The sequence below is a fragment of the Paraburkholderia humisilvae genome (assembly GCF_902859855.1).
Classification (GTDB): Bacteria; Pseudomonadota; Gammaproteobacteria; order Burkholderiales; family Burkholderiaceae; genus Paraburkholderia; species Paraburkholderia humisilvae.
In genome coordinates, this window is sequence record NZ_CADIKH010000234.1 from 1 (window position 1) to 2,967 (window position 2,967).

The 2,967-nt window shown below is 56.3% G+C and carries 2 protein-coding genes; both read right to left on the reverse strand.

Annotated features, from left to right (window positions below; translation table 11 throughout):
- Positions 1–93, reverse strand: a 93-nt coding sequence (locus HV796_RS46315) for an IS4/Tn5 family transposase DNA-binding protein (RefSeq protein WP_175232881.1), incomplete at its 3' end; no start/stop codon positions are given.
- A 328-nt stretch (positions 94–421) separates the two neighbouring features.
- On the reverse strand, positions 422–997 hold the full coding sequence (locus HV796_RS41305) for a hypothetical protein (RefSeq protein ID WP_175233424.1): 576 nt from the start codon (positions 995–997) through the stop codon (positions 422–424).
- Between the last annotated feature and the right edge of the window lie 1,970 nt (positions 998–2,967).

Sequence of the window (2,967 nt, forward strand, 5' to 3'; positions counted from 1 at the left end):
GGCCAACAGCACTGCCCGTCGGTTCAGGCGCTTGTCGCCCAGATCAATACCCTTGAATTCCATTGCCGCCCAACTCTCCGTCGCTTGTGCCATTCGCTCGTCACGCAAAAAGCAGGAGTAAACGGCAAAGCGTCGAAGTTTACAGCCCACTCAGCTCAACTTGTGTGTAATGGAATGGGCTATACCCTGCCCTACGAATCACTTGGCCGAGCGTTTTACTCTCACTCGCACATGTGAGCTCATCGCTCATTAACTCACAAATCTTGTGTAGCCCGGTCGAGCGCAAGCACCGTCGCCCGTACAATTTGTGCGCCCTCGCGATTACCCTTCACATCGCTTCGGCGAAAGCACGACTGGCACTTCCTAACGTTGCTCCTCCCCTCACCACTCGCTCCATGAACAAGGCCCGCATAAACCGTACTCATGGATTGTCGTCATTGACCCGTCGGCGCCAGTCTTCGTCAGCGTATTTTTTTTCCACATAGATCTTTTGGGCCGCAGTAAATCCGTCTTTGGTTATATAACCCGATGAACCACTATGACCATTCTGTTCGAACGTTCGATCGTAGCGAATATTCAGCGCTCTCTTGTTAATATCCGCTATCACGGCCACGTCGACTGCGGGAGCCCTCTGTTCCCGGGCCTGTTCCCGATAAGCCCTGTCCACGAGTGCCTTTCTGGCCAGATCCTGCACCTGGCTTTGCGAGCCAAATACATGGGCGATCATCCTCCAGTCGTAGTCTGATGACCGAGGATGCGCCGGCGATGTCTCGGGGGAGGGCGCTCGTATCGCCTGAATTTCCGGAGAGGTGGCGGAAGGACCGGAGGGACTTGACAGCGGCGTATGCAGGCCGGACCCTACGTAAGGAGAACGCCCGGAAAAGTTTTGAGCGCCTGCTGGAGGCGTTAAACCCCGCTGGGCCTCCCGGGCAGCACCAGCGGTGACCGAAGTAGCTGGGCGGGTGATGGAAGGGTTCGAATTGTTGAATACGTTCATGAGGTTCACGATAAAGTCGAACAGAGGCTTGACCCATGTCGCTATACATAAGTGTCAGCACTGCCGTCATCGCGCAGCAAGTGCATGGTTTCCGCAGCGACGCAAACTTCCGCGAGCCCCTTCCAAGTAGTTTCCCGCGCCGGATTGACCATCATCATTGCGAGCGACGAAATCACGAAGAGCGCGATTAAGCGCGACAGCTCGTGACGGCATTGAACAGCATAAGCGTTTTCGTCAGCAGATGACCGTTGCGAATTTCATCGGGATAGAACAGCGGATGCGCGTTCACGTCTATAGGTCGCAACCACGGCGATAGTCCGTGCCCTTCGATGACGTACAATCTTTCCTCGAGGCTGCCACGTCGACCGGGTTCGTCCCTCTTTTCGCGGCCTCATATCGTCCAGAGTGCCTCGCTGATCGCCACGGGCGTCAACGCATAACGCTAAGCCTAACAAACGTCCCGCGTTTCGCCTGGTCGCCGATACGGAGGTAGCATACCGAAAGCACTCGAATTACGGTCGCGCACACGACGCACTCGGTGCTACCAGCCGGCATGTACCATGCAAACGCTCTCGGACCCGATTTCGCGGATCATCGGTAGCCACCGGCAAAAGCCCTCGGGGCACCATCATGTCCTGACGCTCAATGTGCCCGACGACGGGAGCCCTTCACCCTCGATGGGGCGCTCGGCCCGTTTGAACTCCTTGACGTTTTCTGGCCTATCCGCAGCCCGCAGCTTAACGAGCTGCTACCAGCCCGGTTCTCGCCGAAATAGCTGTGCTGCAATCGATTCACTGATTCTGGACAATTTTCGCTCTCACGTTACGTTCTTTCATACATTGGTTTTGCATTACTTTCTAGTACTCAACGGATGATTCGACGGACCAGTCAATACCAAAACCAGCACTTGATTTTCCGACAATGCATAAAGTATGCTCGACCCTTTCAATCGTTACTATGCATTCCATAAGAGACGAAAATGCCCAGAGAACTCGCACGCCGCAGCCTCCGATCGGCAACGTCGCGCGTGGCCCGCTCGAGTAATTCGATACCAGCAAGGCTTGGTTGCCCCTCATCGCCGACACTGATCGCCCCCAGCGACTGGCGAAGGCTGAGCGCACCGTTGCGGCCTCAGGATGCAGCACACCAGGATGCAGCGTCGGCCGTGCTGATCGGCGCGCGCACACTTGGGATGGGCGTGGCGGCGAGACCGAACCCCGTGTCGCGCAAAAGCGCCAGGTCTGCGGCCCGCCCCCCTCCGAGAACCTTGGCTGAGGTCTAGTGGGAAGAGCGTTCATTAGCAAGCCCACTATGGCGCACCTTTTTCGACAACCCCAAACGAAGTGCTTGTCATGGTTCATCGAGAGAGCGAATGGCGTCAGATGCGTGATTTCATCACGCACAGGTAAATGGCAAGTCTCAATCGTCAAGCAAATTGAGGCGCACGTCGGCCCGCACTACGAAGTATCAGGCGTTTTGTGTTGCCACATTGAGCACCGCCACCGGCGGTGACTCTCACTCATGCAGATCAGCGCCTTCTTTGTCAACGCAGGTGGGACATCGGCTCAGAATTGTCGCCGCGCAAAGATTCACCTTAAAAGTCTGATCAGACTACTGGAGACCGCATGAACCCCTTCGAGCGTCTTATGTTTATACGTCAGCTGCGTGACCGCCCACCCTACTCGCACGATGTCCTTCCACGCTATCGCAACTTCTCGCCCTTCGCTGGCAGACACGATTGGGCACCTCCCTTTCCGGCCGTGCATGCGGCCTGAGATAGCTGCAACACAGGCAAGGACGCGGCGCTAGCGGAGCGCAAGTCCGCGCGGCGTCGCTTCAGATCGACATCACCAGATCCCAAACTATTGAGTTTCCCATAAAACATGACAACCGATTCGATGCTGGCGCGTTATATCTCTAACGGATTGAATGGAGATACGCGCCATGGCAAAGAAGCCGTTGGACGAGGC

What these genes read in the sequence shown, in the direction of transcription:
- HV796_RS41305 (WP_175233424.1), bottom strand. Translation starts at nt 997, where the DNA reads ATGAACGTATTCAACAATTCGAACCCTTCCATCACCCGCCCAGCTACT.